Genomic DNA, 25,190 nt, shown 5'->3' with positions numbered 1-25,190 from the left:
AAAAAGATGCGACTGCATGAATTTGGGCAGGACGCGCCGCCGAGTCAATGGCAACGCGGCAGCGCTGCGAAAATGTGATGGGGCGTCAGACCGCGGCGCGCGAAGCGGCGGCGACGCCGTGCCCGGGGCGTTGTTCGCCTTGCCAGCTCGCGAGTTCCGCCAGCTCGGCCTCCGGCCGGCGCAGGACGATCTCGCAACGGCCGAGATAGAGACGGCCCTCATTGCCGTCCACCGTGATCCAGTCGCCGGCCGAAACGACCTTGTCGCCGATCCGCGCGCATTGCGCGATGGTGTCGACGTGGATTTCGGCGCATCCGACCAGGCACGGCTTGCCCATCTGACGCGCGACCAGCGACGCATGCGCGGTGCGCGCACCGACTGCCGTCACGATACCTGCGGCCGCGGCAAAGCCCGCGATGTCGGCGGTGGAGGTGTCGGGCCGCATCAGGATGACGGGATCGCCGGCACCGGCAAGGCGCTGGGCGCCTTCGGAATCGAAGGCCGCCCGGCCCGCCGCAATGCCGCCGGAAGCACCGATCCCGACGGCGGCGGGCGGCGGCGGCGAAACCAGCGACGCCTCGACGAGGCTTGCAACGTCGATGCCGGCGATCTTCTCCTGCGCCTGCTCGCGCGTGATCAATCCTTCGCGCACGAGATCGATGGCGATCCGCAGCGCCGCGCGCGGCGTCCGCTTCGCCGCGCGGGTCTGCAGGATCCAAAGCTTGCCTTCCTCGATGGTGAATTCGACGTCCTGCACATCGCGGAATTCCCATTCCAGCCGCTTCAGGACGTTGCCGAGCTCGTCCGCAACGGACGGCAGCGTGCGGGCCAGCGTCACTTCCGTGTCGGGCGTCCGCCGTCCCGAGACGACGTCCTCGCCCTGCGCGTCGAACAGCACGTCGATCACCGGCTGCGGCGCGCCGGTCGAGGGATCGCGCGAGAACGCGACGCCCGCGCCGGACGACGGTCCGCCATTGCCGAACACCATGGCCTGGACGGCGACGGCGGTGCCTTGCAGATGCTCCAGTCCCTCGAGCCGGCGGTAGGTTTGCGCCCGCTCGCTCATCCATGAGCCATAGACGGCGCGGGCCGAGCGCTCGAGCTGCAGGACGGCGTCCTCGAGCCAGCCGTCATCATTATCCTCCACCAGCTTTTGCTGGTCGGAAGCGAGCCGTTCGAGCGCTTCGCTGTCGAGTTCGCGGTCGCTCGTCACACCCTCTGCGGCAATCAGTTCCTCCAGCCGCGCGGCAAGCGGCGCGGGATCGAGACCGGCAACCGTTTCGGCATAGCTCTCGAGGAAACGGCGGCGGCAATCCCACGCCAGGCGCGGCCTGCCGCTGGCGCGGACCAGCCCCCGCACCGCCGCCGACGTGCATCCGACGTCGAGCACGGTGTCCAGCATGCCCGGCATCGAGCGCGCGGCGCCGGACCGCACCGATACCAGCAACGGCCTGCGGTGATCGCCGAACGTCTTGCCGGTGGCCTCCTCCAGGAAGGCAATGCCCTCCTGCAATCCATCGAGCAGGCGATGCGTCGCATGGGCCTTTCCGGCAACGATGTCGGCGCACAGGCTGACGGGCAGCACGAAGGCGGGCGGGACCGGCAAGCCGAGCGCCGCCATGCGCGCGAGGTTTGCCGCCTTTGCGCCGATCTGCTCCGCGGAAGCCAGCTCGGCCGAACCGCCGCCAATTCGCACGATTTTCATGGAAAGCATTCCTCAGGCAGAGAGATCACTCATGGTGTAGCGCCGCAGCAGGTGGCCGAAGCCCGCGAGCCTGTCGGTCGACCGCTCGATGGCGCGGGCAAGCTCCAGCGCCGACAACGATGCGATCACGTCGAGGCTGCCCGCAAACACGCGCGCGGTGATGTCGCGCTCGCGCGAATCGGCGGCGTGCTCGGCGTCGATCAGTCGGGCAACCGCTGCAAGCGCATCCTCCGAATCGGCGCGGCGGCCTTCCTGCACTTCCGCCGCGGCGGCAAGCCCGGATGCGGCAATCTCGGTCGCGCTAACGGCAACGGACGACAGCTCGACGAGTGCCGCTTGCAGCACGGCGTCGGTCACGCCGGGCGTCAGCGACGCGATGAAGGCGGCCTGCTCGAATTCGTCGATGGCTTCCTCCACGCGGTCGACCAGCTCTCCGATGATCGGCCGCGCATTCAGGCGGGCGATCTCCCCGCGCGCCTCGATCGCGATCCGGTCGGCCTTCTGCTCGATCCGGCTGGCACGCGCGGCGAGTTGCCTGCGCGCGGCCGGATCGGCCCTGGTATCGGAGATGTGGTGAAACAGGGCCATGGCAACGTCGTGCGCCAGTCCGATCTGGCGCAGCACGACGGCGAGCAGCGCGCTGTCGACCCGGTCGAGGTGGCGGACCAGATCCGCCCCGATGCGGTCGCGCGCCAGCCGGGACGATTGCCCGGCGAGCAGCGCCTCGGTCGATATCTGCAGCGTCGCCTTCAGGAAATCCATCGCCGCGTCGCGGCCCAGCACCTGGTTCAGCCGCTCGCCGAAACCGATCCGGGTCGGCGCGGCGTTGCGCACGGCGGCGCCGAGCAGGTCGTTGCCGCCGAGCTCCAGGAAGGCGCGGTGCCCGATCCGGTGCCTTGCGGCCCAATCGAGAATGCGCGCGGCGTCGTCCTTGGTGACCCAGTTGCGCAGCAGCTTGCGCGCCTTGTTCCAGTCGATCAGGAAGACCAGCGAAGCGCCGACCGCCGTCAGGAACGCGTCCCGATCCTCGGCGGCGGGCGCTTCATAGAGTGCGGTGACGAGGAAGAAGGAGCTGTCCTCCTCCAGCCCCGCGGCGGCATGCTTGTCGAGACCGCTCCACTTGACCGCGAAGCGGTCGAACAGCGACACGAAGAATTTGGCGCGCGAGCGGTGCACGTCGGTGTAGGTCACCGTCACGGCATTGCCGGTGACCGCGATGACGACGACATGCGCGTCGGTGGTGCCGATGTCGTTCTGGATCACCAGGCGCTCGCCCGAACGGACCGCCGTGGCGTCGAGGCCCGGATGGTTGAATTTCAGCGCGCGGGTGTCGTTGACGCCGCGCATGAAGCTCTCGACCGCGGCGTGATCCTCCTTCCGGATGCCGAAGGCGCGGGCGCCGGCCACCACCTCCTCGGAGCGGCTTGCCGCCAGCCGGTTCAGCGCCTTGTGCAGGTCCATGACCAGCCTGTGAAGGCTGTCCGACCCCTCCTCTGCGATGCCGGTCAGGCGCCCGATGCGGGCAATTTCGATTTCGGCGGCGGCCTCGAGATGGCCGGCGGCGCCAAGCGCACCCAGCCGCGCCCCGAACGTCTCGCCCTCGGCCGGCTCGCCGGCGGCGACGGCGCGGATCATGGCTTCCGCATCGTCGTTGATGCCCTTGAGCAGCGGTGCGAGGCCGGGCGCGACGATCCTGCCGTCGCCTGCGAGATGGGCGCCGCCGATCAACGTCACCAGCGCGGCCGGGGCAATTCCGGCCGCCCGGCTTTCGACGCCGAGGTCGGCGACGGCGCGGTTCGGCTCCCGGGCATGCTGCGCGGCGGCCTGCAGCGCACTCAGGCGAAGCTTGATGCGGTCGTTCGCGGCCAGTCCTTCCGCCACCAGCGACGGCAACAGAATGTCGGACTGGCCCAGTTCCTTGACGATGACGGTCTTCACGGCGCACCCCTCTGACAACCGGGGTCAATGTGCCCCAGGCGCAGCGCTGCCGCGTTGAGCTAGATCATTCATATGGCTGCAACAATTGCCTCTACGCCCGCACGTGGAGGTCGGCGATCGAATGACCGTTCAACCGTGCCGTCAGGACAGCTTCCCGCGACCCGTGCGCGGCCGGTTTCGCCCGTGCTCGCGCAGGAACCGCTCGCCGCCTTCGGTGACGGTAACGCGCAGGCCGTCGGCCGTGGGCCTGCGCGCGACATAGCCGCGATCCACCGCGTCCTCCCAGATGGTCAGCCGCGGGCACGAGGTGCGCCAGGTGTCGATCACCTCGGAGTACGGCCGCGGCTCGCGCGCCACCCATTCGACGAGATCGAGCACCAGGGCATCGGTCGCATCGCGCATGTGAGACCTCCGTCATGCCTTGAGATAGGGGCTCAACAACAGCCAGCTGCCATACCCGATGTAATAGCAGGCAATCGTGGTGATCAGCCGGTTGGCCCAGGTGCGGAACTGGACGTCGCTCATCGCCTCCAGCAGGCGCCGCGCCAGCGTGGTGCCGAGCATCGAGGCTGCGACCGCAACAACCGCCAGCACGGGATCGAGCGAGGCGGCCTGGTCGATGATGCCGCCGAAATAGACCAGCTTCACGAAATGGCTCGCGACCTGGCAGGCCGCCTTCGTCGCCACCACCTCCTTGCGGTTGAAATTGCCGCCGAGGAAGAAGGTGTCCATCAAGGGGCCGGACACGCCGGTCATCAGCATCAGCCCCATGCAGATGAAGCCGTAGAACGAGCCTTGCGCGATGCTGTCGGGATTGGGCTTGATGCTCGCGGGCGTCATCCGCGCCATGAACGGCGTGATGCCGAGCAGCAGGAGCGCGATCGGCTTGTCCGGCACGTAGCGGGTGATCGACCAGGCGCCGAGCGCCAGCCCGCAGCCGATCAGGTAGATCGCCACCGGCCGCCAGCGGATATGCGCCCGCCACAGGAAGGCGCGCCAGCCGTTCGAGGCCATCTGCGTGACGGCGTGCAGCACCATCGCCGAGGGCAGCGGCAGGATGGTCAGCAGCACGCCGATCAGGATCAGCCCGCCGGCCATGCCGAAAATGCCGGACAGGAAGGCGGTCGCGACCATCAGCAATCCGAGTGCGGCGATTAGAAGCGGCGTCACGGCGTTTCCCTGCAAACTGCCAGTTCTCCCTCTCCCCGTTCTTACGGGGAGAGGGTTGGGGTGAGGGGCCGCTTCCGCAAATTCGGTGACAGATGGACTCGCGGAGAGTCCCCCTCACCCGGATCGCATCTCACGATGCGCTCCGGCCTCTCCCCGCACGCGGGGCGAGGCGAAGGAAGGCAGCGCCTGAATCAATTCGAACTATACCTTCATATTAGTGCCGCGCTTGTCGCGGCGGCGCAAACTGAGTTATCTTGCCCTGGCATCAGTTTTCCTGAGGGTCGAGATTTTGCGTCGGCTGCTCTTCCTCAACGGCATCAAGGCATTCGAGGCGGCGGCGCGCAGCGGCAGCTTCGCCGCGGCGGGCAACGAGCTCAACGTGTCGGCGGCAGCGGTCAGCCGCATGGTGCATCTGCTGGAAGAGCGGCTCGGCGTCGCGCTGTTCGAACGCAAGGCCAACAAGCTGGTCACCACGGCGGCGGGGCGCGCCTATCAGAGCGGGCTGACGCCGATCTTCGATGCGCTGGCAAGCCTCACCGCGCAGGTCACCGCGCCGGCGAGCGTGCGCGTGCTCACCATCGGCGTCGGGCCGACCTTCCTGATGAAATGGCTGATCCCGCGGCTCGCCGACTTTCGCAAGGAGGAACCCGACATCGACGTGCGCATCACCACCGGCGGCGCCGGCGTGCCGTTCGGCGAAGACTGGAGCTGCGGCATCCGGCTCGGCGACGGCAACTGGCCGGGCCTGACCGCGGAGCCGCTGTTCGCCGCCGACCTCACGCCGGTCTGCGCGCCGCGCCTCGCGGCCGGGCTGAAGCGCGCGGGCGACCTGAAGGGACCGAGCCTGTTGCGCGTCGCCCATTCGCCCGACGACTGGCCGCTGTGGCTGAAGGCGGCGCAGGTGCCGCGCCTGACCGCACGCGGGCCGGAATTCCAGTTCTACGGCCAGGCGCTGCAGGCCGCGGTCGACGGGCTCGGCATCGCCATGGGCATCCGCCCCTATATCGACGACGACCTCGCCGCCGGGCGGCTGGTGGCGCCGTTCGGCCTCAGCGTGCCCAAGGGCATGCGCTGGTACCTGGTCTATCGCAGCTTTCGTACCGAGCAACGCGACTTTGCCGCGTTCCGGCGCTGGATCATGCGCGCCGCCGCCGAGCCGGCCGGCCGCCGCAAGGCCGCGCGCGGCTAAGGGACGCCCCCGCGAATTTGCCGGCCATGTGTGAGGCGCTTCACAGCCCGGGCGGAAATTCCGTGGTCTCCTGCAACCACAGAGAACCCGGAGCGCGCGATGGCCTGCCTCTATGACGGTTTTGACATTGAATCCTTCGAGGCCGGCAAGGGCCTGTGGCATGCGCGGATCCGCCGGGCGGACCGCGAGCCGGTCGTGATCGACGGCATTGCGTTTACCGCCCTCGATGTCGGCTTCGCCTGGCACGATCCCGAAGCGGCGATCGACCATGCCAAGAGCCATATCGACCGCTGCGGGCTGCGCAGCCAGGGAACGTCTCTGGGAGCGTCTCATGCAGCGCATTGAGATCGCGCCGGCCGTCGCTTCCACTCCCGTGCTGTCGGCCTGTCCGAAGTGCAGCGCCGGCCTCGTGGTGCTGAAGATCATCCCCGGCCGCGTCGGTCGCGGCGGCTGCGAATACTGGACCATGCGCTGCACCCGCTGCGGCGGCATCCATCTCGACATCGTCGAGACCGCGGGCGAGCCGGTGGCGTAGGTCTCCATCCATGCCTTAGCAATTACTCTTCGTCATGGCCGGGCTTGTCCCGGCCATCCACGTCTTTCCTTGCCGCTGGACGAAGCTCCCGTAGGGTGGGCAAAGGCGCTCTTGCGCCGTGCCCACCGTTATTGCCGGCGGCGCCAGAAAGGTGGGCACGCTTCGCTTTGCCCACCCTACGATTCTAGGCCCGGCCATGACGAAAACCGACTCGGACTTCCGCGCGAGTACGCGTGCTGCCATCTGCTGACAGCACGGCGAACGTTGCCGGAATCGGTCCGCGTTTGCCCTTTCCTGCGCGTCGGAAGCATCCCATATTCGCCCCATGGCGAAGAAGTCAGACACCCCGAAAAGGCCCGGCAAAGCCCCCAAATCCAAAGCGCATCGCCCCGACGTGCAACCGATCGGGCCGGCGCTGGCCGAGTTGCTCAATCCCGCGATCAACCGCGGCGAAAGCGGCCTCGGCTCGGGCACCGGATTGCAGCCGCCGCCGGACAATTCCTGGGACCGCCGCTCCAGTGGCGAGGCCGCCGCGCATCGCGCGCGGGCCTCGACGCGCGGCACGCAGGAGGATGTCGGCAAGCGCGACGCCGCGCGCGAGGGTCTCGAGGAAGCACCGCAGGCCAATTACGGCACCGCGGCGACCATCCCGATGCTCGATCCGGAGCTGGCGCGGCAACTGGGATTGCCGACCGCGGAGGATGACGAAGCCGAGCTGGCGCGGCCGCCGCGCAACAAGATGGAAGCGCTCGGCGTCCAGGCCACCGCCGAGGCGCTGGAAAGCCTGATCCGCGAGGGCCGCCCGGAATTCCGCGGCGAGGATGGCCAGCTCAAGGTGTGGACGCCGCACCGCCCGCCGCGCCCGGAAAAATCCGAAGGCGGCGTGCGCTTCGAGATCAAGTCGGAATACGAGCCGAGGGGCGACCAGCCGACCGCGATCGCCGAACTGGTCGAAGGCATCGAGCGCAACGACCGCACCCAGGTGCTGCTCGGCGTCACCGGCTCCGGCAAGACCTACACCATGGCCAAGGTGATCGAGGCGACGCAGCGCCCGGCCCTGATCCTGGCGCCGAACAAGACGCTGGCCGCGCAGCTCTATGGCGAGTTCAAGAGCTTCTTCCCCGACAATGCGGTGGAGTATTTCGTCTCCTATTACGACTACTACCAGCCGGAAGCCTACGTTCCCCGCACCGACACCTATATCGAGAAGGATTCCTCGATCAACGAGCAGATCGACCGCATGCGCCACTCGGCGACGCGCGCGCTGCTGGAGCGCGACGACGTCATCATCGTCGCCTCCGTGTCCTGCATCTACGGTATCGGCTCGGTCGAGACCTATACCGCGATGACCTTTGCGCTGAAGAAGGGCGAGCGCATCGACCAGCGGCAATTGATCGCCGACCTCGTCGCCCTGCAGTACAAGCGCACCCAGGCCGATTTCGCCCGCGGCACCTTCCGCGTCCGCGGCGACGTCATCGACATCTTCCCCGCGCATTACGAAGACCGCGCCTGGCGCGTGAATCTGTTCGGCGACACCGTTGAAAATATCGAGGAGTTCGATCCGCTCACCGGCCACAAGCAGGACGAGCTCGAATTCATCAAGATCTACGCCAACTCGCACTATGTGACGCCGCGCCCGACGCTGGTGCAGGCGATCAAGTCGATCAAGTCAGAATTGAAGCTGCGGCTCGACGAGCTGCATAACCAGGGGCGCCTGCTGGAAGCGCAGCGGCTGGAGCAGCGCACCACCTTCGACCTCGAAATGATGGAAGCGACCGGAAGCTGCGCCGGCATCGAGAACTATTCGCGCTATCTCACCGGCCGCCGCCCCGGCGAGCCGCCGCCGACGCTGTTCGAATATGTGCCCGACAATGCGCTGGTGTTCGCCGACGAGAGCCACGTCACCATTCCGCAGATCGGCGGCATGTTCCGCGGCGACTTCCGGCGCAAGGCGACGCTGGCCGAATATGGATTCCGCCTGCCCTCCTGCATGGACAACCGCCCGCTGCGCTTCGAGGAATGGGACATGATGCGCCCGCAATCGGTCGCAGTGTCGGCTACTCCAGGCGGCTGGGAGCTGAACGAGAGCGGCGGCGTGTTCGTCGAACAGGTGATCCGCCCCACCGGGCTGATCGATCCTCCCGTACATATCAGACCCGCCCGCACCCAGGTCGACGACCTCGTCGGCGAGGTGCGCGCCACCGCGCAGGCCGGCTACCGCTCGCTGGTCACGGTGCTGACCAAGCGCATGGCGGAAGACCTCACCGAATATCTGCATGAGCAGGGCATTCGCGTGCGTTACATGCACAGCGATATCGACACCATCGAGCGCATCGAGATCATTAGGGATCTTCGCCTCGGCGCGTTCGACGCGCTGGTCGGCATCAACCTGCTGCGCGAGGGCCTCGACATTCCCGAATGCGCGCTGGTGGCGATCCTCGACGCCGACAAGGAAGGCTTTTTGCGCAGCGAGACCTCGCTGATCCAGACCATCGGCCGCGCCGCGCGCAACGTCGACGGCAAGGTGATCCTCTATGCCGACCAGATGACCGGCTCGATGGAGCGCGCCATCGCGGAAACCAACCGCCGCCGGGAGAAGCAGGTCGAATACAACGAGGCCCACGGCATCACGCCCGAAAGCATCAAGCGCTCGATCCACGACATCATGAACAGCGTCTACGAGCGCGACCATGTGCTGGTCGAGATCGGCGACGGCGGCATGGCCGACGACGTGATCAGCATCGGCCACAATTTCGAGGCGGTGCTCGGCGATCTCGAAACCCGCATGCGCGAAGCCGCCGCCGATCTGAACTTCGAGGAAGCCGCCCGCCTGCGCGACGAAGTCAAACGCCTGCGCGCCACCGAAATGGCCGTGGTCGACGACCCCACCGCCAAGCAGAAGGCCGTCGCAGGCCGCGCCGGCGCCTACACCGGCACGAAGAAATACGGCGAGGCCGCGAATCTCCCGGTCAGCGCGATGAAGAAGAAGAGCGTACAGTCGGCACTGAAGGCCAGCCGAAGCGGCGGCTCCTCCCCCTCTCCCCGTTCTTCACGGGGAGAAGGTCGGGGCATGTCCGCCGTAGCTCAAGGAGCGAAGGCGGATGAGGGGCATTCCACGGGCGGTGTCAGCGGCGGCTCACGCGTCCACAAGCCCGACCTCGACGAGATGCACGGCCCGGAGTCCCTGCCCTACCGCGCCGAGCGCGCCCTCCCCGCAAAACCGTTCGGCAGCACCAGCCGCATCATCCAGCCGACGGACTCCCGGCAGTCCGGCCCGGAATTCGGACCGAGCCCGCGGTCGACCGGCGGTGCGCCGGGGAAAAGGGGTGGGTGGAAGAAGAGGTAGCTATGCAAGCGAGGCAAACGTCATTCGACTTACCTCGACACCCAAGACACGACACGACGCGAGTGGCCAGTATATATGTTCGAGACCCACACCTACGATGATTCCAGCGTCTTGCCGGCAGCGGCGCGCGATCATTGGGAGTTCATGGAGACGAACTCAGCAGCCGCAGTCATGCAAGCGGTCTGCCGATCTGAATGGGAGGACATTGTTGATGTTCTGTCTACCTACCGGTTAAGTCCGGAATATTGGCTAAAGCCGGGCGGAAACCGAGGCGACATCGCGGAGCAGATCGACAGTCTATTCTCAGCTCGCGGCTGGCAAGAAGCCCGCCTTGACCTTGAGACCCGAGGCATCTTGCTCAACAGCGACAACGCAGTGATAGGAAATCTCCCGCCGGTGCGGCAGGAAGGCTATCTCGTCGATAACCATAAGGGCCGTGTGGTTCTCGACGTCGAGTGGAATGCGAAGGACGGGAACCTCGATCGCGACCTGGCTTCATACCGGTCGTGGCACGAGGCGGGAGTAATATCAGCCGGTGTCATCATCACTAAGGATCGGCTAAGCCTTCTGAAATTGGCTAGAAAGATCTGGTCGCAGTATCAGGCGACACGTCCTGAAGCGGATCGAACCACAAGGCTTCCCATAGATTTAAGCACGTCGACTGTAACCGCCTTCGACAAGGCACAAATGCGCGTCCGTCGTGGGGTCATGGGAACGTGCCCGGTCCTCATAGTAGCCGCCAGTGAGCGGACTTGGGACGGTCAGCCGTACCGCTAAGAAGCGATCTCCTCTACTCTGCCGCGATCAAACGTGCCTGCGAGTGATTGGAATAGGTCTTCCAAGTTGGCTTGTAGTCTTCCGCCTGATTGCCCCAGGTCGTCCACCCCTTTCGAGGACCGCGACCGAATAGCTCAACGAACGGCCCAGGTGAGCAGGCCTCAATAATGTCGTACTGCTCATCGGGCTTACGCGAATGCTCACGCTTACGCGTCGCAAGAAGATTCACCTGCCGACGACCGGGAGCCAATGTGCGTGCGTTCTTTCCACGCACGCCAAACAAGATCAGTTCGGTGACGTTACGGAAATAGAATCCAACGCCGCGGCCGTCGGAGCCGCCGTCCTTCCGTACCTTGTGCCAAACGATGTTTGATTTGTAGTTGAAGCCCCATGCCTTCATCACGGCTAGGCCATCGGGCAACATCGCGTTGGGACACCATAGATACAGATGTGACGTCGGCGCCGCGATTTCCGAAATTGGGAGGGCGCTGATCTCGTCGAGTTTCATCGTGCCGTAGCGCGAGAGCCGCTTGTGCTCAGGGGCAACCTTCCCCGTCTTGTTGGTGAACTGCCACGGCGGGTCGGCAAGGATTGTCGCGAACCGACGGCCTTCTGCAAAGCGCAGCAAATCCTGTCCCGCAGAAAGCATGGGCGACTCCAAGGCGTTAGGCATGGCAAACGATATACGCGCAATGCGAAACGCATAATATCATGTTCACGTTACGTTCTCAAGATAGTTGGTGATAAATGTTCGGGTCTTCGGCTGGGGGCACCGGACAGATGTTTGAACGGCTTAAGGAGCGCGGTTTCGAGATCGAATTTCGATCTCACGCCAAGGCCATTCTCAGCATCGATTTCCCGGAAGTCGCCGAGCAATTGGAAGGCGTGCTGCTGTCTTCGACCATTCCAATCGAAGAAATCATCGGGTCTGGGGGCGGTGAAGCCAAGGGCACCCAGAGGCTTCGAAGGGCGCTCGCCTCTCATGAATGGCGCAAGCACATTTTCGTGGTGCAAAGAATTATCGACGGCGTCGAGCGAGAAGCTCAGTCTCACGAAATCGATCACGTCAAGACGTTCGCCGCGGGAACGATTGCTTTCGAGATCGAGTGGAATAACAAGGATCCCTTCTTCGATCGCGATCTTGAAAACTTCAAGAGGCTCCATGCCGACGGTGCGATCTCATTGGGTATCATCGTTACGCGCGGTTGCTCATTGCACGGATCGATGAAACGCCTTGTTCGACGTTTCGTGGATGAGCACCAAGTAAACTCCCACGACGATATGGAACGGATCGGTCTCAATCGCACGAGGCGGCAGATTGCTGACGTGATAAAGCGCGTTACGCGAAAGAAGAACCCAGTTCCTTTTCGCGATGCATTCGTCGATCATTTTGTCGGAGACAAGTTTGGTGCCTCCACAACGCATTGGGGCAAATTGCAGGACCGTGTTCTGCGCGGTGTCGGCAATCCCTGTCCGCTAGTCCTCATCGGGCTACCCGATTCGCTGGTGACATTTGGTGAAGATCCTCAGGAGGTAAAGAAGCTTCTTGAAGAAAGCGAAGACGATTCGGAATCAGAAAAAGGCTTCCTTTGAGTTCGAACGCGCATCCGATCCGACCGAGCCTTGCGACCCAAATCGAACTAGATAGTCCTATCTCATAGAGTTGCTCCATGTCGAAAGTCGTTAAAGCGCTTGCGCTCGTGCTCAGTGTGTTTCTCCTCACCTCCCCCACCCTCGCCCAGGACGCCACCGACCGCGCCCTCCTCGCCACCTTCTGCGATGCCGCCAACATCAAGGGCGACACCTGCACGCGGGCGAAGGGGTATCCGGCCAGCGGCCGCAAGAACGGCTGCGACGTCAAGCTGCTCAAGGACCGGTTCAGCGGAAGATTCATCGCGTCGGGCAATCCGCTGCTGGTGGTCAATTACGACTCGGGCTGCGAGGCGCGGGCCAATGACGACGGCGGCTCGGCCGTGTTCGAGCTGGCCGGCGGCAAGTACGGCTTCGTCGGCTTTCAGCCGGGGGCGCGGGTCAACGACTGCATCGTGGTGCCGCGCAGCGAGAAGCAGGACTCGCTGGTCTGCCTCGCCGGGCACATGGGCCAAGGCTATCTCGAGGGCGGCGTGGCGCAGATGGCGTTCGCGCGCGACTACGGCAAGGGCATCGGCATCAAACACGATTTCCTGCTGCGGGCGACGGATTCGACCGGGGCGCATGGCGCCAACGTCGTGACCTGCAGGAAGAAGCCGCCGGCCTTTTTCGAGCTGTCGAAGCTCGCCGCGGGCCCGCGCAAGGAGACGGTGGCGTTCGATGCGTCTTACGCCGATGCCGACATCTTCAGGACCGCCTGCGGCAAGGGCTTTCCGAAGCCCAAGGAGACGTTCGGCACGCTCGCGAAGGGCGATGCCTATGTGCCGCCGGGGTTTGAGAACAAGGGGCGGGTGATGATCGATCTCGCCACGCGGAAGGTGCTTCCGCCGAATTGAGCTGCGCCCGCATGGTCATGCGAGGAGCAAAGACGTAGGGCGGATTAGCCAAAGGCGTAATCCGCCATCTTTCGGGAGGCGCACATCTGCGGCGGATTACGCTTCGCTAATCCGCCCTACGGACTGCTACTTTGCATGGGGTTGTTTTGCGTGTTTTGGGCAGGGAGCTCGCGGGGCTGCAACTACCGTCAGTCCGCGCCGCAGGCGGCGCGGCTCGCTACCGCTCGTAGCTCATGAAGCGGATGATCTGCCAGCGGCCGTCGCTGCTGCGGCCGAAAATGTCGAGGCCCTGCTCTTCCGTCACCTTGGTCTCGCCGCTGCTCTTGTTCTTCGACGTCAGCGTCCACAGCAGCCGCACCGCCGCCATGTCGCCGTCGGCCAGGATTTCCTTGATGTCGAGCGCGTAGCTCAGGGAATGGTCGGGATCGGCGAGCACGGTTTGCAGCACCTTGCACTGGATGTCGAAGGTGCGCTCGGGAAAGCCGTCGACGTCGGCGCGCAGCGTCGGCGCAAAGATGTCGCAAACCTTGTCGGCGCGGCCGGCGTTGAAATCGGTCATCCATTGCTTCAATGCGGCGCGGACCTCGGCCTCGCCCGAAACCGGTTGTGCAGGGACAGGCGTCGCGAATGCGGTCAGCAGCACGATGGCAATCAAATAAACGGCGCGCATTGCAGCCTCCCAAATTCGATAATACGTCGCCTGCTCACGCCTTCGAGAAAGCCGGCACAAAAATTCGACATCGCGCCCCGCAGGGGACGGCGCACGGACCGTTCGTCAATGACTTCACGCTCGCAATTGCGGACCGGCAATGGCGTGCCGTTCCGACCTTCCGCACAGGATAGTCCGTGTGCCGTGCCGGACAAGCGCGGGATTCCGGACGATCGCACAATGGATGGGCAGGTCCGGTCGTCCCCGCCTGGGCGGTGCCGCCCCCGTGGTTTTGCCGATTGATTCACGCGCGAACCGGTCCAGAATCAGGCGCAGCCTGCGCGAATCAGTCGCACCGGCGGAGAGACGGAATGGCCGACGACATCAACCGGCAGCGCGTGCTGAACTTCTTCGCGGCCTATTACGGCGGCGACGTCGAGGCCGCGGTGAAGTGCTGTGCCGAGGACATGCTGCTGATGGTCTATCTGCCGGTCGAGCTGTTTCCGCATCTCGGTCCGCAGCGCGGCCGCAAGGCGGTGGCGGACCTGATGGCGGTGCTGGATGCGCGCTACAGCCAGCGCCGGCACGAGGTCCCCTTCCTGGTCGCGGACAGCCAGCGCGCCGCGGCGATCGTCGACGTCACCTACACCAAGCGCGACGACGGCCGGGTGATCCGGCTGCCGAGCGGCAATTTCCTCGAGCTGCGGGGCGGCCTGATCACGGAGATCCGCTGCTTCTTCGACACCATCGACTGGGTCGAGCAGCTCAGCGGGCGCGATCTGGTGGGGCCGCTGCTGCGGGAGACCGGCCCGGCGCTGCGTCCGCCCGGCCGCATCACGCCGCCGCTCGCACCGGCGAAATAGGCGGCCGGCCGTTACGCGCCGCACCTGCCGCGGTTTCGGCGGACCGTCTGGTCCCTTTGGCGGATTGCCTGCCGCGGCGTTCCGGCGACAATGCAGCGGGATTCGAGTCGCAACGGCGCGGACGGAGCAGGAAATGACCGAAGAGCTGAACCGTCAGCGTGTACTGAACATGTTCGAGACCTTCTACGCCGGCGACATCGAGAGCGCGCTGGGGCGCTGCACCGACGACGTCGAATTCTTCTCCAACGCACCCGTCGACATCCTGCCGCATCTCGGCTCGCATCGCGGCAAGGCGGAGCTGCGCGCGATGTGGCAGACCGTCTACAGCCGCTACACCGAGATGCGCCACGAAGTGCCGATCATCCTCGCCGAGGGCGACAAGGTCGCGGCCCTGCTCCGCCTGTTCTTTCGCAAGCGGGCGAACAACCGGGTCGTGCAGTTCGACCTTGCGGTCTTCTTCACCCTGCGCGACGGCCGCATCTCGCAGATCCGCGAGGTGATGGACACCTTCGACCTGGTGGAGCAGGTGCTGGAAAAGGATCTCTCCTCCCTGCTGACCGGGAAGGCGACGGGGGAGCCGTAGAGCAGGTTTTCGTTCCGGGGCATGCGAAGCATGAACCCGGAACCTCGCGCCGTCAGCTCCGGATTCCGGGTTCGATGCTGCGCATCGCCCCGGAATGACCGGCCGAGAGGCTTCACCATTTCTTGTCCGGCCCGTGAACCTTTCCGGGCACCCTCACGACCCAGCACTGGGCCGCTCTCGGGCTTGCGGCCCCGTCAAGGGACGAATGAAGATCGCGTTGCTGGTTTTGCTGGGTCTGTTGCTGGGCGCTTTGGGCGGTGCCGCACTCGGCGTCGGCGCCGGTCTTGCCTGGGTCGAAATCTTCAAAACCTCGAACTTTGAAGGGTATAGCGGCATGCTGGTGTTTTTCACCTTCATGCCCCTGGGAGCCGTTCTGGGCGGCCTCGCCGGCGCCGTGGCCTTCGGCGTGCTGGCCTGGCGCGATGCCCAAATCGCCCTCGAACGGCCGCCAAAACCGCCCCGGAAGAGGGGACATCCGTAATACCACGGCATTTGTGCAATGCAAAAACGCCGATTGTCCTTTCAAACCATCGGCCTATTTCAACGACCAATAGTTGAATGAGACGCAGCCGCCGCCCCGCCGTCATTGATGACGCGGCAGGGCCTGTCGGCTGCTTGGCTTAGTTGAGCGCGATCTTTTCCGAAAACCGGTTTCCACTTTTCGGGATCGCGCTATCCAAATTCAGGGACGACCCAAGATGACAGAGCATAGTCTCTGGCGCTTTTCGCGCGCGTTGCACCGCGCGATCAACGAGCGCCAGTTCGCCGAGATCGAGCCGCTGATCGATGAAGATGTCGACTGGACCATCCATGGGCCGGTCGAGCTGTTTCCCTATTTCGGCTCGCGCCGCGGCAAGGCCGCGGTGCTGGAGGTGATCCGGCAGATCGCCGATCGGGTCCGCGTCCACCGCTTCGACCGCGAACAGATCATGCTGGGGAGGGAAGCGGCCTCCTCGCTGCTGCGCTACTCGCTGACGGTGCTCGACACCAACAAGCCGGTGCGGGTACGGCTGGCGCATTTCGCCCAGTTCAGGGAGGGCCGGCTGTCCAGCATGCGCATCCTCATCGACAGCTACGAATTGGCCGAGCAGACGGTCTATCCGCCGCATATGAGGATGGTCGCGGTATCGGCGTGACGCAGATTTGCGTCGTTATTCCGGGGCGCGAAGCGAACCCGGAATGACGGCGATGGAACACCGCCACAATTTTGCGCCAGAATGACCGCATGTAGGTCCGGCTCGAACCAGGCAGGGTCATGAAGTTCACGGCATCCACGCGGCAATGGCGGCGGCTTTCGCTGGCGGCAGGTTTTTGCCTGCTCTCGGCAGCGGCGATGGCGCAATCCCCTGCTGCCGCCGGGGCAGCCGATGAGGCCGACGATGCGGCCGCAGCGCCCGAAAAGAACGACGAGGACATCCTGAAGGGGGTCGACATCGACAAGCTCGACTGGAGCCAGCTCGACGTCGATGCCTCGAAGCTGCATTTGCCGTCCGCCAAAGGCCGCACCGCTTCGAAGCCCGCCGACGGCAGCGACACATCGTGGTCGTCCAATGCCAAGGGCAATGGTGCGGCTGCCGTGTCGGTGAAGCAGTCGATCTCGCCGTTCTGGGACACCCGCATCGGCGCCGACATGACCGTGGTCAACCCCGCACCGGGCACCACCAGCGGCGACCTGCTGCAGCAGAAAATCTCTCCCAACGCCGCGCCGGAAAGTTCCTCCGGCAGCGCCTGGGCGGCGATATCGGCCCCCGGCGTCGGCTCGATCTGGGACAAGACCTCGGTCGAGGCCCGCGTCGATCCCGCCACCGAGCAGGGCAAGCTCGGCACCCGCATCAGCAAGTCGGTGCCGCTCGGCGACAGCTATTTTCTGACGCTGCAGAACGGCTACAACGTGATCCAGCAGGGGCTCGTCCCCGTGCCGGGCGTGCCGGCGCACCCCTCGCGCAACACCGAGACCGAGCAATCGGCAAAACTCTCGATCGGCGATACCGGCACCAGCTTCACCGCAGGCCGCACGCTGTCCTCCAGCGACGACAAATGGCTGGGCAGGATCGGCGCCGAGCAAAAACTGTTCGACGGCGTCACGGTGTCCGGATCGATCGGCGAGACGCCGGCCGGCGCCACCAGCAAGAGCATCAGCGCCGGCTTCAAGCGCAGCTGGTGAGGCGGCTGAAGACGCCCGCCGATACCCGGTTTTTCCGCCTTTCACTCCCCCTGAATCAACCCAGCATCGCCGCAGATTGGCCCAGATGCGGTCAAATTCGGCCCCCCTAACTTGACCTTCGTCGTGCGGGGGACGTCCGCGCTCGCGCCAACGCGAACCAAGGGAATAGCCGATGAACGCTCACAATCGTGCCGAAGAGATCGAAGAAACCGTCGATGTGGACAGCGCCGCCGTCTCGCAGGTCGAGGATGGCATCCGCGAATTCGTCCGTAACGACATCGCCTATCTGCGGAGGCCGCCGATCCAGAGCCCGGAAACCGCGCCCGTCGATCCCAACGCGGAGGCAACCGCGAACAACGTCAACTCGCTGATCCAGCGCGTCGCCGGCACCTCGCTCGGCGAAATCGAGAAGTTGATCTCCGAGCTGGAAAGCCTGCGCGACCTCCTGCATGCGGAGGGCCAGCGCGTCCAGCGCGAGATCTCCGGCTATGCCCAGCTCAGCCAGGCCGCGATGAAATCGACGCGCATGATCGCCGACAACGTCAATCAGTGGAAACGCGCCGCCGACGGCCTTCGCAACAGCTGAGTTCTGCTCTATCAAGACGCCGCCGCTCTCCGTCTCGGGAGGGCGGCGGTTTCATGTTCGGGGCCGGCAAGAAGCGCAGCAAAAAAAAGCAAGGCCGAAATTTCAGCGTGGATTTGAACGAGATTGCGGGCGGCCGCGACCAACATCGGGGCCGCCGCCAGGCGGGCGTTCAGTTTTGGGACATTTCAGATGGAAAGCATTCGTCCGGGCAATACCGATCCGATTCCGGTGCGGGCTTCGCAGCACCACATCGGAACCATTTTGATCCGCTTCGTCGGAATATTGGTTGCGGCCGTCGTCGTGATGGCGCTGCTGTGGAGCCGCTGATCTTCGGCTTGGTTAGCGAACGATGACCGTGCGGCCGCCGTCGAGCGCGTAGGCGCCGTCTGCGTAACCCTTCACCACCATTCCCGTGGCCAGCATCACCGCCAGCGTCACGGTCGCGAAGATAAAGCCGACAAACTGCAACGCGCTGCGATCCGCCATGGTGGTCCCCTACCCGCTTGTTCGCGGGCGACTATCGCGGGCAGAGGTTCACAATGCGTTAGCGCAAACGGACTGCTACCCAACAGGATTAATTGCGCGGAAACGGCGGCAGACTGCGGTAACCATGTTCATTGCGTCGCCGTTGGCCGGGCTCGTCCCGGCCATCCACGTCTTTCTTTCCGCGGCACCGAAGACGTGGATGCCCGGCACAAGGCCGGGCATGACGAGTGGAGAGAATCACGCCGCCGCCGCATCGCGCAGCGGCACGAAGGCGGTGGCGCGGATGGAATAGACCTCCTCGCCGCGCTGGTTCACGCCGCCTGTGCGGGCCTGCAGGATGCCCCAGCCCGGACGCTTTTCCGACAAGCGCTTGGACTCGATGCCGGTCGAGAAGCTGATGGTGTCGCCGGCAAGCACCGGGCGGATCCAGCGCAGGTCGCGAAAGCCCGGCGATGGTCCCCATACCGCGACCTTCTCGCCGCGTGCGATGGCTTCCTTGACCCTCTGCTGCCCGTCGGCCACCAGCATCTTCATGCAGGCCGAGCCGACATGCCAGCCGGAGGCGGCAAGCCCGCCGAACAGCGATTTGCGCCCTTCCTCCTCGTCGAGGTGGAAGCGCTGCGGATCGTATTTCGCGGCGAATTTCTTGATCGCTTCCGCGGTGAAGGTGTAGGCGCCAATCTCGCGGCGAGCGCCGATTTCCATATCCTCGTAGAAATTCATCGCGACTGCTCCGCCGTCGCGACGATCCGCCTGACGATGATCGGCGACGTCATCTCGCACAGCGCCTGCCCCGCCGCATTGCGCGCGGTGCACTTGAAGGTGACGATGCCGGTGTCGGGGCGGCTCTTCGAGACCCGCGCCTCGGCCACGTCGACGTCGAGCGTCAGTTCGTCACCGGGACGCAGCGGCGCCATCCAGCGCACCTCGCTCACCCCGGGCGAGCCGAGCGAGGCGGTGCGGCCGATGAAGCCGTCGAACAATAGCCGCATCATCACCGAGCAGAGATGCCAGCCCGAGCCGGACAGGCCCTTGAGCATCGAGCGGCTGGCGGCCTCCTCGTCGAGATGCATCGGCTGCGGGTCGAATTCGCCCGCAAACTCCAGGATTTCCTCGCGCGTGACGCGGCGCGGGCCGAACGTACCGAAACGGCCGGGTTTGAAGTCTTCGAATGTCAGCGTGGTCATAGCTCAGGGAGAAAAATGCCGGAAGGAAGCCCGATTGTGGCCGTTATTTCCGGCAATCTCAACCCGAGCAAATGCATGGCGCATGAGCGCGCCGATTCGGGCGCTCTTGCGGGCTTGTCCGGGGCGTTTTTCGGGGCTAGGCCAACGGCCGGGTTCGACGCGACCTAATCTGCCTTCAGGCTGGGGGAAGAGAGATGTTCGATCTGCAGGATCTGTTTCAGTGGGACCGTTTCATCACGCCCACCATCATCAAGACGTTCTACTGGCTGGCGATCGGCCTGATCGTGCTGTTCGGCATCTACGGCATCCTGTCGGGCCTGACCTACATGGCGATCAGCCCGTTCGTCGGCTTCATCCTGCTCTTGTCCTCGATCGCCAGCGTCGTGGTCGGCATCGTGTTCTCGCGCATCGCCGCCGAGTTCATCCTGATCGTGTTCCGCATCAACGAGCACCTCGGCGCCATCCGCGACCAGGGCGGGATGCACTAGCCCTTCGTCATTGCAGGAATCGTAGAGCATCGTAGGGTGGGCAAAGCGTAGCGTGCCCACCTTCACGGGCGTGCTCGCGAAGGTGGGCGCGGCGCGAAGCGCGCCTTTGCCCACCCTACGCATCACTTACGTATTGAACCGGAAGTGCATCACGTCGCCGTCGGCGACGACGTATTCCTTGCCTTCCAGCCGCAATTTGCCGGCGTCGCGTGCGCCGGCCTCGCCGCCGAGCGCCACGTAGTCGTCAAAGGCGATGGTCTCGGCGCGGATGAAGCCCTTTTCGAAATCGGTGTGGATGACGCCGGCGGCCGCAGGCGCCTTGGTGCCGCGGTCGATGGTCCAGGCGCGGGCCTCCTTCGGGCCGACGGTGAAATAGGTGATGAGGTCGAGCAGCTGGTAGCCGGCACGGATCAGGCGGTCGAGGCCGGCTTCCTCCAGCCCCAGCGTCTCCAGGAACTCGGCGCGCTCCTCACGCGAAAGAGTGGCGATCTCGGATTCGATCTTGGCGGAGATCACGACCGCGACCGCGCCTTCCTTCTTGGCCTGCTCGAACACCTGCTTCGAGAAATTGTTGCCGTCCTTGGCCGAGCTTTCCTCGACGTTGCAGACGTAGAGCACGGGCTTTGAGGTGAGCAGCCCCAGCATGCGGAAACTGCGCTCTTCTTCCGGCTTGCGCTCGAGCAGGCGGGTCGGCTTGCCGTCGCGCACCAGCGCCAGCGCGCGGTTGACGAGGTCGAGCTGCTCCTTGGCCTCCTTGTCGTTGCCCTTGGCCTTCTTGGAGAGATTGTCGACGCGCTTCTCGAGGCTGTCGAGGTCGGCGAGCATCAACTCGGTCTCGATGGTCTCGATATCGGCCAAAGGCGCAATCTTGCCCTCGACATGGGTGATGTCGGAATCCTCGAAGCAGCGCACGACATGCGCAATCGCGTCGACCTCGCGGATGTTGGCGAGAAACTGGTTGCCGAGGCCCTCGCCCTTCGACGCGCCGCGCACGAGGCCGGCGATATCGACGAAGGTCAGCCGCGTCGGGATGATCTGGCCGGACTTGGCGATCGCCGCGAGCTTGTCGAGCCGCGGATCGGGCACGGCGACCTCGCCGACATTCGGCTCGATGGTGCAGAACGGATAGTTCGCCGCCTGCGCCGCCGCCGTTTCCGTCAGCGCGTTGAACAGCGTCGACTTGCCGACATTGGGCAAGCCGACGATACCGCATTTGAATCCCATTAACGTATCTTCCGCTTCGCGCGCACCAAGCCGCTGCGCCTGAATTAATTTGATGTCGTCATATGCGGGCTTGACCCGCGTATCCATCCTTCTTGAAAGGATGGATCGCCGGATCAAGTCCCGCGATGACGAGCGTTACTTTTCACCTTCGCCCGATTTGTCCAAAAATCCCTTCGCCAGCAGCGCCAGATGCACCTTGTTCGCGAACGAGGAGTCCTGCCCCGCCGCAAGCAAGCCTGCATTGTCGGCGATCGCCTCGCACAGCGCCTCCACCCACGGCCGGTCGGCCTTGGCGAAATCCGACAGCACGTGGTGATGCACCATCTCCTTGATGCCGGGATGACCGATGCCGAGCCGCACCCGGCGGTAGTCGTTGCCGATATGCGAGGAGATCGAGCGCAGGCCGTTGTGACCGGCAATGCCGCCGCCGACCTTCACCCGCACTTTCGCCGCCGGCAGCTCAAGTTCGTCCTGGAACACGGTGACGTCGCCGGCCGCAATCTTGAAGAAGTTGGCCGCCTCCTGCACGGCGCGACCGGACTCGTTCATGTAGGTCGCCGGCTTCAGCAGCACGACGCGCTCGCGTTCGAGCGTGCCTTCCGAGGTCTCGCCCTGAAAACGACGGCGCCATGGTGCGAAACCATGACGCCGTGCGATTTCCTCGACGGCCATGAACCCGATGTTGTGCCGGTTCTGCGCGTATTTCGCGCCGGGATTACCGAGGCCAACAAACAGGCGCATGACGCGGCATCCTGCCGGAGCCGCCTTACTTCTTCTTGTCGCCGCCGGCAGGCGCCTTCGCCGCCGCCGGAGCCGCAGCACCCGCTGCAGGAGCCGCAGCGCCCGCCGCCGGAGCCGCAGCACCCGCCGCCGGAGCAGCCGCGCCCGCCGCCGGAGCCGCAGCACCAGCCGCCGCAGCAGCCGCAGCCGCCTTCTGCTCTTCGGCGTAGCCGGAGGGCGGCACGATGGTGACAAGCGTCGCATCGCTGCGGGTCAGCGACTTCACGCCGGCCGGCAGCTTGATGTCGGTCAGATGCAGCGAGTGGCCGATTTCGAGCCCCGAGGCGTCGGCCTCGATATATTGCGGGATGTTGTCGACCGAGCACTCCAGATCGAGCGCATGGGTGACGATGTTGACGGTGCCGCCGCGCTTGATGCCCGGAGCGGTTTCCGAGTTGACCACGTGCAGGGGCACGTGGATGCGGATGGTGGCGCCTTCGCCGAGCCGCATGAAGTCGACATGGATCGGGAAGTCGCGCACGGGATCGAGGTGGAAGTCGCGCGGAATCACGCGGTGCTTCTTGCCCTCGAGATCGATGTCGTAAAGCGTGGTGGTGAAGCGGCCGGCCAGGATGCGCTGGCGCAGTTCGCGGTCGTCGACCGAGATGGTCACCGGGGGTTGGTTGTTGCCGTAGATCACTCCGGGAACTCTCCCGGCGCGACGCTCTGCCCGGGCGGCCCCCTTGCCGCTCTTCGGACGTGCGGTCGCCTTCAATTCCTTGACGGTCGTCGCCATTTGTCTAAGTCCTTGTTTTGTAAAAGAATATAGGCCGCAAGGCGGCCTATTGCGCACTCCGCAGCAAGCCTCCAGGGGTGCGGGGGCTGCGAAGTTGGCGGGCTTTTAGCCTCAAAGTCTGGAAATGACAAGGAAATGTGGGGTGAAACGACCCCGATTTCGTCATGGCCGGGCTTGTCCCGGCCATCCACGTTCTTGGCACCAAAGCCGTGGATGCCCGGGTCAAGCCCGGGCATGACGAGGAAAGAAAGTGCCTAGCCAGTCGGCGTGCCGCCGAGCTTGGCCTCCAGCGCCGCGATGCGCGCCTTCAGCGCCTCGTTTTCCTCGCGCGCCAGCCGCGCCATGTCCTTCACCGCCTCGAACTCCTCGCGCTTGACCAGGTCGAGGTCGCGCAGGATGCGTTCGGCCTGGTTGCGCATGACCGCATCGACCTCGCGCTTGACCCCCTGGGCGGCGCCGGCGGCGTCGTTCATCAGGCGTCCGATCTCGTCGAAGAACCGGTTGGTGGTCTGGGTCATCGCAAAACTCTCCGCTGCGAATGAGGTCACGGCAATTTCAAACAAGACAATGGCGATGCCGGCCCCCGAGTTCAAGCCCGCCATGCCCGGGCTTGCCCTGGCAATGCCCTGGACCATTGCCTTGTCATGTTCGCCTTTCCTTGCAATCGTATTGTGCGCGCAAATCAAAAATCAGAATCAGCCAACGGCAGCGAAACGCCCATGATCGATCAGCAAGTCGAGATTCCCACCAGGGACGGCAAGACCACCACCTTCATCACCCATCCCGAGCGCGGCGGGCCGTTTCCCGTCATCATCTTCTACATGGATGCGCCGGCGATCCGCGAGGAGCTGCGCGACATGGCGCGCCGGCTCGGCACGTCGGGCTATTACGTGATGCTGCCGAATCTCTATTACCGCTCCGGCGTGATGGAGCTGGGTCCGATTCCGCCCGATCCGGAGGCGCCCGAACGCAAGCGGATGTTCGGCTTCATGAACTCGATCAACATCCCGCTTGTGATGGAAGACACCACGGCGCTGCTCGCCTATGCCGAGGGACAACCGGCCGCAAACACGAAAATCGTCGGCACCGTCGGCTATTGCATGAGCGGGCGTTACGCGGTGAACGCGGCCACGCATTTTCCCGATCGGGTCAAGGCGGCAGCCTCGATCTACGGCACGCATCTGGCCACCGACCAGGCCGACAGTCCGCACCTGGCCGCAAGCAAGACCGGGGCCGAGCTCTATTTCGCCTGCGCCGAGACCGACATCTACGCGCCGCAGGAAATCATCAACAAGGTGAGTGCGGCGATGAAGGGCACGAAGAACGAGGTGGAGATCTATCCCGGCACGCATCACGGCTTTGCCTTCCCGAAGCGCCCGGTCTATCACCGCGACGCCGCCGAACGGCACTGGGAGCGGCTGCTCTCGCTCTATCGCCGCAATCTCGTCTAGTCTTCCGAGCGCATGCCCTATCTCGCCATCGCCTTTCCCGTCTTCGATCCCGTCGCGATCTCGCTCGGACCGATCGCGATCCGCTGGTATGCGCTCGCCTATATCGGCGGCATCGTGCTGGGCTGGATCTATGCCCGCGCGCTGATCAAGAACGAGAAGCTGTGGGGCGGGCCGGCGCCGATTACGCTGGCGCAGATGGACGATTTCATCCTGTGGGTCACCGTCGGCATCATCGTCGGCGGCCGCACCGGCTATGTGCTGTTCTACAATCTGCCCTTCTTCATCCAGCATCCGGCCGCGATCTTCATGCTTTGGGAGGGCGGCATGTCGTTCCACGGCGGCTTCCTCGGCTGCGTCGTCGCCGTGATGTGGTTTGCCCGCAGCAACGGCATCCCGATCCTGTCGCTGGGCGACATCGTGACCGCGGTCGGACCGATCGGCCTGTTCCTGGGGCGGCTCGCCAATTTCATCAACAGCGAATTGTGGGGGCGCCTCGCCGACCCCGGCCTGCCCTGGGCGATGGTCTTTCCCAATGGCGGGCCGCTGCCGCGCCATCCGAGCCAGCTCTACCAGGCGGCGCTCGAGGGCATCCTGTTGTTCACAGTGCTGGCGATAATGATCCGGATGGGCGCCTTGAGGCGGCCCGGCCTGATCCTCGGCAGCTTTATCGCGATCTACGCGCTGGCGCGCATCACCGGCGAATTGTTCAGGGAGCCCGACCCGCAGCTCGGCTTCCTGTGGGGCGGCCTGACCATGGGCATGCTGCTGTCGCTGCCGATGATTGTTGCAGGGATCATCCTTATTGTGCTGGCATGGCGTGGCAAGGGAACCGCCGCCAAATAGTTAA

General features: G+C 64.8%; 30 protein-coding genes. 17 read left to right on the top strand and 13 right to left on the bottom strand.

Features of this window, described 5'->3' with window-relative positions:
* Positions 1-85 precede the first annotated feature (85 nt).
* The 4 genes from HZB49_RS27770 to HZB49_RS27755 all read right to left on the bottom strand — a co-directional run bounded on the left by HZB49_RS27770 (position 86) and on the right by HZB49_RS27755 (position 4,813).
* Entirely contained in the window at positions 86-1,705 is a 1,620-nt protein-coding gene (locus HZB49_RS27770) for a PEP/pyruvate-binding domain-containing protein (RefSeq protein ID WP_291617280.1), read from the bottom strand.
* 12 nt (positions 1,706-1,717) lie between these two features.
* Complete coding sequence (locus HZB49_RS27765; RefSeq protein WP_291617278.1) at positions 1,718-3,643, bottom strand: hypothetical protein; 1,926 nt, start codon at positions 3,641-3,643, stop codon at positions 1,718-1,720.
* Between the two features lie 141 nt (positions 3,644-3,784).
* Complete coding sequence (locus HZB49_RS27760) at positions 3,785-4,045, bottom strand: hypothetical protein (RefSeq protein WP_291617276.1); 261 nt, start codon at positions 4,043-4,045, stop codon at positions 3,785-3,787.
* Between the two features lie 12 nt (positions 4,046-4,057).
* Positions 4,058-4,813, bottom strand: a complete 756-nt coding sequence (locus HZB49_RS27755; RefSeq protein ID WP_291617274.1) for a sulfite exporter TauE/SafE family protein — start codon at positions 4,811-4,813, stop codon at positions 4,058-4,060.
* 289 nt (positions 4,814-5,102) lie between these two features.
* On the opposite strand from HZB49_RS27755, the gene HZB49_RS27750 reads away from it, so the two are divergent.
* The 5 genes from HZB49_RS27750 (at position 5,103) to HZB49_RS27730 (ending at position 10,660) form a co-directional block, all read left to right on the top strand.
* On the top strand, positions 5,103-6,002 hold the full coding sequence (locus tag HZB49_RS27750; RefSeq protein WP_291617272.1) for a LysR substrate-binding domain-containing protein: 900 nt from the start codon (positions 5,103-5,105) through the stop codon (positions 6,000-6,002).
* A gap of 99 nt (positions 6,003-6,101) precedes the next feature.
* Positions 6,102-6,347 (top strand): hypothetical protein, encoded by a 246-nt coding sequence (locus tag HZB49_RS27745; RefSeq protein WP_291617270.1) that lies wholly within the window; start codon positions 6,102-6,104, stop codon positions 6,345-6,347.
* Complete coding sequence (locus HZB49_RS27740; protein WP_291617267.1) at positions 6,334-6,537, top strand: hypothetical protein; 204 nt, start codon at positions 6,334-6,336, stop codon at positions 6,535-6,537. The genes HZB49_RS27745 and HZB49_RS27740 overlap by 14 nt, the downstream gene beginning before the upstream one ends.
* 325 nt (positions 6,538-6,862) lie before the next feature.
* Positions 6,863-9,883 carry an excinuclease ABC subunit UvrB gene (uvrB, locus tag HZB49_RS27735; protein WP_291617265.1) on the top strand — a complete coding sequence of 1,007 codons (3,021 nt, stop codon included), beginning with the start codon at positions 6,863-6,865 and terminating at the stop codon, positions 9,881-9,883.
* Positions 9,884-9,958: 75 nt separating this feature from the next.
* Positions 9,959-10,660, top strand: a complete 702-nt coding sequence (locus HZB49_RS27730) for a BglII/BstYI family type II restriction endonuclease (protein WP_291617263.1) — start codon at positions 9,959-9,961, stop codon at positions 10,658-10,660.
* A gap of 13 nt (positions 10,661-10,673) precedes the next feature.
* Here the strand turns inward: HZB49_RS27730 and HZB49_RS27725 are convergent, their stop codons facing one another.
* Positions 10,674-11,309, bottom strand: a complete 636-nt coding sequence (locus HZB49_RS27725; protein ID WP_291617261.1) for an MT-A70 family methyltransferase — start codon at positions 11,307-11,309, stop codon at positions 10,674-10,676.
* Positions 11,310-11,440: 131 nt separating this feature from the next.
* On the opposite strand from HZB49_RS27725, the gene HZB49_RS27720 reads away from it, so the two are divergent.
* Together HZB49_RS27720 and HZB49_RS27715 are read left to right on the top strand one after the other, a co-directional pair.
* A complete protein-coding gene (locus tag HZB49_RS27720) occupies positions 11,441-12,253 on the top strand; it encodes a BglII/BstYI family type II restriction endonuclease (protein WP_291617259.1) in 813 nt (270 codons plus the stop codon).
* A 77-nt stretch (positions 12,254-12,330) separates the two neighbouring features.
* A complete protein-coding gene (locus HZB49_RS27715) occupies positions 12,331-13,146 on the top strand; it encodes a hypothetical protein (RefSeq protein ID WP_291617257.1) in 816 nt (271 codons plus the stop codon).
* A 217-nt stretch (positions 13,147-13,363) separates the two neighbouring features.
* Here the strand turns inward: HZB49_RS27715 and HZB49_RS27710 are convergent, their stop codons facing one another.
* The gene (locus HZB49_RS27710; RefSeq protein WP_291617255.1) at positions 13,364-13,816 is read right to left on the bottom strand and encodes a nuclear transport factor 2 family protein; all 453 of its coding nucleotides are present in this window, start codon (positions 13,814-13,816) and stop codon (positions 13,364-13,366) included.
* Positions 13,817-14,166: 350 nt separating this feature from the next.
* On the opposite strand from HZB49_RS27710, the gene HZB49_RS27705 reads away from it, so the two are divergent.
* The 7 genes from HZB49_RS27705 (at position 14,167) to HZB49_RS27675 (ending at position 18,344) form a co-directional block, all read left to right on the top strand.
* Positions 14,167-14,658 carry a nuclear transport factor 2 family protein gene (locus tag HZB49_RS27705; protein ID WP_291617252.1) on the top strand — a complete coding sequence of 164 codons (492 nt, stop codon included), beginning with the start codon at positions 14,167-14,169 and terminating at the stop codon, positions 14,656-14,658.
* A gap of 133 nt (positions 14,659-14,791) precedes the next feature.
* Positions 14,792-15,241: a nuclear transport factor 2 family protein gene (locus HZB49_RS27700; protein WP_291617249.1), complete on the top strand. Its 450-nt coding sequence runs from the start codon at positions 14,792-14,794 to the stop codon at positions 15,239-15,241.
* 205 nt (positions 15,242-15,446) lie between these two features.
* On the top strand, positions 15,447-15,722 hold the full coding sequence (locus tag HZB49_RS27695) for a hypothetical protein (RefSeq protein ID WP_291617248.1): 276 nt from the start codon (positions 15,447-15,449) through the stop codon (positions 15,720-15,722).
* Between the two features lie 217 nt (positions 15,723-15,939).
* Positions 15,940-16,377 (top strand): nuclear transport factor 2 family protein, encoded by a 438-nt coding sequence (locus HZB49_RS27690; protein WP_291617246.1) that lies wholly within the window; start codon positions 15,940-15,942, stop codon positions 16,375-16,377.
* 119 nt (positions 16,378-16,496) lie between these two features.
* Positions 16,497-17,405, top strand: a complete 909-nt coding sequence (locus HZB49_RS27685; protein ID WP_291617244.1) for a hypothetical protein — start codon at positions 16,497-16,499, stop codon at positions 17,403-17,405.
* A 172-nt stretch (positions 17,406-17,577) separates the two neighbouring features.
* On the top strand, positions 17,578-17,991 hold the full coding sequence (locus HZB49_RS27680; RefSeq protein ID WP_291617242.1) for a hypothetical protein: 414 nt from the start codon (positions 17,578-17,580) through the stop codon (positions 17,989-17,991).
* 53 nt (positions 17,992-18,044) lie between these two features.
* Positions 18,045-18,344, top strand: a complete 300-nt coding sequence (locus tag HZB49_RS27675) for a hypothetical protein (RefSeq protein WP_291617240.1) — start codon at positions 18,045-18,047, stop codon at positions 18,342-18,344.
* On the opposite strand, the gene HZB49_RS27670 is transcribed toward HZB49_RS27675, so the two are convergent.
* The 3 genes from HZB49_RS27670 to HZB49_RS27660 form a co-directional block, all read right to left on the bottom strand.
* Entirely contained in the window at positions 18,331-18,477 is a 147-nt protein-coding gene (locus tag HZB49_RS27670; RefSeq protein ID WP_291617238.1) for a hypothetical protein, read from the bottom strand. The genes HZB49_RS27675 and HZB49_RS27670 overlap by 14 nt on opposite strands.
* A gap of 237 nt (positions 18,478-18,714) precedes the next feature.
* Positions 18,715-19,200 (bottom strand): MaoC family dehydratase, encoded by a 486-nt coding sequence (locus HZB49_RS27665; RefSeq protein WP_291617236.1) that lies wholly within the window; start codon positions 19,198-19,200, stop codon positions 18,715-18,717.
* Positions 19,197-19,664, bottom strand: a complete 468-nt coding sequence (locus tag HZB49_RS27660; RefSeq protein ID WP_291617234.1) for a MaoC family dehydratase — start codon at positions 19,662-19,664, stop codon at positions 19,197-19,199. Before HZB49_RS27660 ends, HZB49_RS27665 begins: the two co-directional genes overlap by 4 nt.
* A gap of 194 nt (positions 19,665-19,858) precedes the next feature.
* Between HZB49_RS27660 and HZB49_RS27655 the strand changes: the two genes are divergently transcribed.
* Positions 19,859-20,152 carry a DUF4282 domain-containing protein gene (locus HZB49_RS27655; RefSeq protein ID WP_291617232.1) on the top strand — a complete coding sequence of 98 codons (294 nt, stop codon included), beginning with the start codon at positions 19,859-19,861 and terminating at the stop codon, positions 20,150-20,152.
* A 126-nt stretch (positions 20,153-20,278) separates the two neighbouring features.
* Here HZB49_RS27655 and ychF read toward each other — a convergent pair whose 3' ends face one another.
* From ychF to HZB49_RS27635, 4 genes are all read right to left on the bottom strand, one after another.
* Positions 20,279-21,376 (bottom strand): redox-regulated ATPase YchF, encoded by a 1,098-nt coding sequence (ychF, locus tag HZB49_RS27650; protein ID WP_291617230.1) that lies wholly within the window; start codon positions 21,374-21,376, stop codon positions 20,279-20,281.
* A 135-nt stretch (positions 21,377-21,511) separates the two neighbouring features.
* Positions 21,512-22,117, bottom strand: coding sequence for an aminoacyl-tRNA hydrolase (gene pth, locus HZB49_RS27645; protein ID WP_291617228.1), 606 nt, complete (start codon positions 22,115-22,117; stop codon positions 21,512-21,514).
* A 25-nt stretch (positions 22,118-22,142) separates the two neighbouring features.
* Positions 22,143-22,892: a 50S ribosomal protein L25/general stress protein Ctc gene (locus tag HZB49_RS27640; RefSeq protein WP_291617226.1), complete on the bottom strand. Its 750-nt coding sequence runs from the start codon at positions 22,890-22,892 to the stop codon at positions 22,143-22,145.
* A gap of 254 nt (positions 22,893-23,146) precedes the next feature.
* Positions 23,147-23,410, bottom strand: coding sequence for an accessory factor UbiK family protein (locus HZB49_RS27635; protein ID WP_291617353.1), 264 nt, complete (start codon positions 23,408-23,410; stop codon positions 23,147-23,149).
* A 201-nt stretch (positions 23,411-23,611) separates the two neighbouring features.
* On the opposite strand from HZB49_RS27635, the gene HZB49_RS27630 reads away from it, so the two are divergent.
* Positions 23,612-24,343 (top strand): dienelactone hydrolase family protein, encoded by a 732-nt coding sequence (locus tag HZB49_RS27630; protein WP_291617224.1) that lies wholly within the window; start codon positions 23,612-23,614, stop codon positions 24,341-24,343.
* A 12-nt stretch (positions 24,344-24,355) separates the two neighbouring features.
* A complete protein-coding gene (gene lgt, locus HZB49_RS27625) occupies positions 24,356-25,186 on the top strand; it encodes a prolipoprotein diacylglyceryl transferase (protein ID WP_291617222.1) in 831 nt (276 codons plus the stop codon).
* Positions 25,187-25,190: the final 4 nt, after the last annotated feature.

The sequence above is a fragment of the Bradyrhizobium sp. genome, from assembly GCF_016219575.1.
Taxonomy (GTDB): domain Bacteria; phylum Pseudomonadota; class Alphaproteobacteria; order Rhizobiales; family Xanthobacteraceae; genus Bradyrhizobium.
The sequence above is the reverse complement of the archived record's forward strand: the minus strand, read 5'-3'. Positions and strand labels throughout refer to the sequence as shown.